The organism is Streptomyces sp. NPDC007901 (genome assembly GCF_042959465.1).
In the GTDB taxonomy this organism is placed as follows: Bacteria; Actinomycetota; Actinomycetes; order Streptomycetales; family Streptomycetaceae; genus Streptomyces.
On the sequence record NZ_JBIBKW010000085.1, the window covers coordinates 1 to 2,519 of the forward strand.

General features: G+C 68.0%; 2 protein-coding genes. Both read right to left on the bottom strand.

All coding sequences use genetic code 11. The annotated features are described in order from the left end of the window. Positions 1-135: 135 nt before the first annotated feature. A complete protein-coding gene (gene istB / locus ACFZDK_RS55700) occupies positions 136-906 on the bottom strand; it encodes an IS21-like element helper ATPase IstB (protein WP_210582092.1) in 771 nt (256 codons plus the stop codon). Continuing rightward, a complete protein-coding gene (istA, locus tag ACFZDK_RS55705) occupies positions 903-2,312 on the bottom strand; it encodes an IS21 family transposase (RefSeq protein WP_390987065.1) in 1,410 nt (469 codons plus the stop codon). Before istA ends, istB begins: the two co-directional genes overlap by 4 nt. Positions 2,313-2,519 lie beyond the last annotated feature (207 nt).

Below are 2,519 nucleotides of genomic sequence, written 5' to 3' on the forward strand. Positions count from 1 at the left end.
ATCCTCATGGCCCTGCTCCGACGCCGCCACTTGTGACGGAGCGTCACCGGCGCACGGTGGCACATCCCGGCTTCACGGAAATCTTGCCAGGGCCACTTCTCTCCCCAGCCGCGTACGGGCGAACGTCCCCAGCTGTCAGGCCACTTCGGTCTCTCGCTCGATGGCCTGGAGGCGGTTCTTGAGCCGGTAGCTCGGGCCGTTGATCGCGATCACTTCGCAGTGGTGCAGGAGGCGGTCGAGGATGGCGGTGGCGAGGACCTCGTCGCCGAAGACCTGGCCCCATTCGCTGAAGGTCTTGTTCGAGGTCAGGATGATCGAGCCCTTCTCGTAGCGCTTGGAGATGACCTGGAAGACCAGATTCGCCTCGGCGCGTTCGAGGGGCTGGTAGCCCACCTCGTCGACCACGAGAACACTCGGCCGCAGATAGGTGCCGAGTTTGTTGACCAGCCGCCCGGCCGACTCGGCCGCCTTCAGGTTGCGGACCATGTCGTCGAGGCTGGTGAAGTAGATCGAGTAGCCGGCCCGGCAGGCCGCGACCGCGAGAGCGACGGCGATATGCGTCTTGCCCACCCCAGGTGGCCCCAGCAGCGCGGCGTTCGCCTTGCCGTCGACGAAGGAGAGGCTGGCGAGGTCTTTGACCTTGCGCGGGTCAAGTTCGGGCTGGAAGGAGAAGTCGTACTCGTCCAGCGTCTTGTGATGCGGCAGCTTGGACAGCCGCAGGCCCTGGCGGAAACGGCGGTCATCGCGGACGGCCAGCTCCTCGGACAGGACCAGGTCGAGGAAGTCGAGGTAGCCCATCTTCGCCTCGTCGGCCCGGCGGGTGTACTCGTTGATGGTCTCCGCCAGGTGGGGCAGGCCGAGCTTGCCGGCCGTGGTGCGGATGCGGTTGCCGGTCAGCTCGCTCAAGACGACTCCTTCGTCGGGGAGTTGGTGGTGAAGGGCCGGGTGCCGGTCAGTTCGTCATAGACCGACAGCGGCCGCCGTCCGACCTCGACACGGGTGGCCGCGGACCGGTTCAACAGGGCCTGCAGCGGGCCGACTTGACCGCCCGCAGGTGGTTCGCGACGCGGCGGTGTCACGTCGCCCGTCGTGGTGCGGCGCCCCTTGCCGGTGGGCAGGCCGTCCCAGTGCGTGTCCTCGACAACGCGGACGCCGCGGCCGACCGCCCGCGGATGGGCGGACAGCAGGGTCTCGCCGCTCGCATCGGGGACGGTCGAGTGCAGCATGACCTGGGACTTCGTCGCCCTGATCTCGACCAGCTGACGCGGGCGGACCTTGCGTGCGGGCACCGAGTAGAGGTTCCCGCCGAACGCGACCAGACAGTCCTTGCCGACCGGCCGCAGGTGCCGCTCGGCCACCAGGTATGGAGTGGGCGGCAGCGGTTTGAGGGCCGCGTGGTCGCGGGCGGCCCGGATGCCGATGACCTCCCGATGCGTCTTGTGGATCTGATCCCGCCGCCTGGGCACCCAGGCGGCGAACGCGGTGTCCATCTCCTCCAGGGAGGAAAACGCCCGCCCGGACAGGACATGGTCACGGACGATGAGGACCTGACGCTCGACCCGACCTTTGCCAGTGGGCCGGTAGGCGGCCAACACGTCGATGTCGAAGTCGTAGTGGCCGGCGAAGCCGACCGCTTCCGGGTGCAGCGGGACCGCCTCGCCCGGGGCGACGTGCCGACGCACGACGGTCTTGGTCCGGTCGTAGACGATCGTCATCGGCACCCCGCCGAAGTGCGCAAACGCCCGCCGGTGGCAGTCGAAGAAGGTCTGCAGATCCTGGCCGGTGGTGAAGCAGCAGAACGGATCGCGCGAATACGACAGCACCATATGGAACGAGTAGACCTTGGGGATGCCCAGGTGAGCCAGGACGTCGCCCTCGTCGCCCCAGTCGACCTGGGCCTGAGCTCCCGGGACGACCTCAAAGCGGCGGTGCAGCCCCGCCAACTCCTTCGGCGTGATGCCGAGTTCCTCGGCGATCCTCGGGCGAGCCTGCTGAACGTAGAGCTTGACGCGCTGATAGTTGCCGGTGAACCCGTACTCCGCGACCAGCCGCTCGTGAATCACCGACGCCTTCATCAGGATCTCGGCCCGCAACATCGCATCGACCAGCGGCGCGAACTCGTCGATCTTCCTGGGCACCACCTGGCCGCTGGCCGAGCGACGCGGCGGAGTCGCCGGACCCGCGAGGTACTTGCGGACCGTCTTGCGGTCCAGCCCCGTCTCCCGGGCGATCTCCGACAAGCTCATCGCCCCGGACTCCAACAACCCCCGAAACCGCCGTAGTTCCGACCAGCGACGCGGATCCAAGACCACCGCCGACCACCCCCTGCCGCCGCACACCGACTACGCAGCAGAGTGCCGACCGACGTTCCTCACCGCCTCAGGAACCGGCCGCGTTCATCCGTACGCGGGTGGGGACGTTCAGGGCCCTGGCAAGATTTCCGTGAAGCCGGGATGTGCCACCGTGCGCCGGTGACGCTCCGTCACAAGTGGCGGCGTCGGAGCAGGGCCATGAGGATG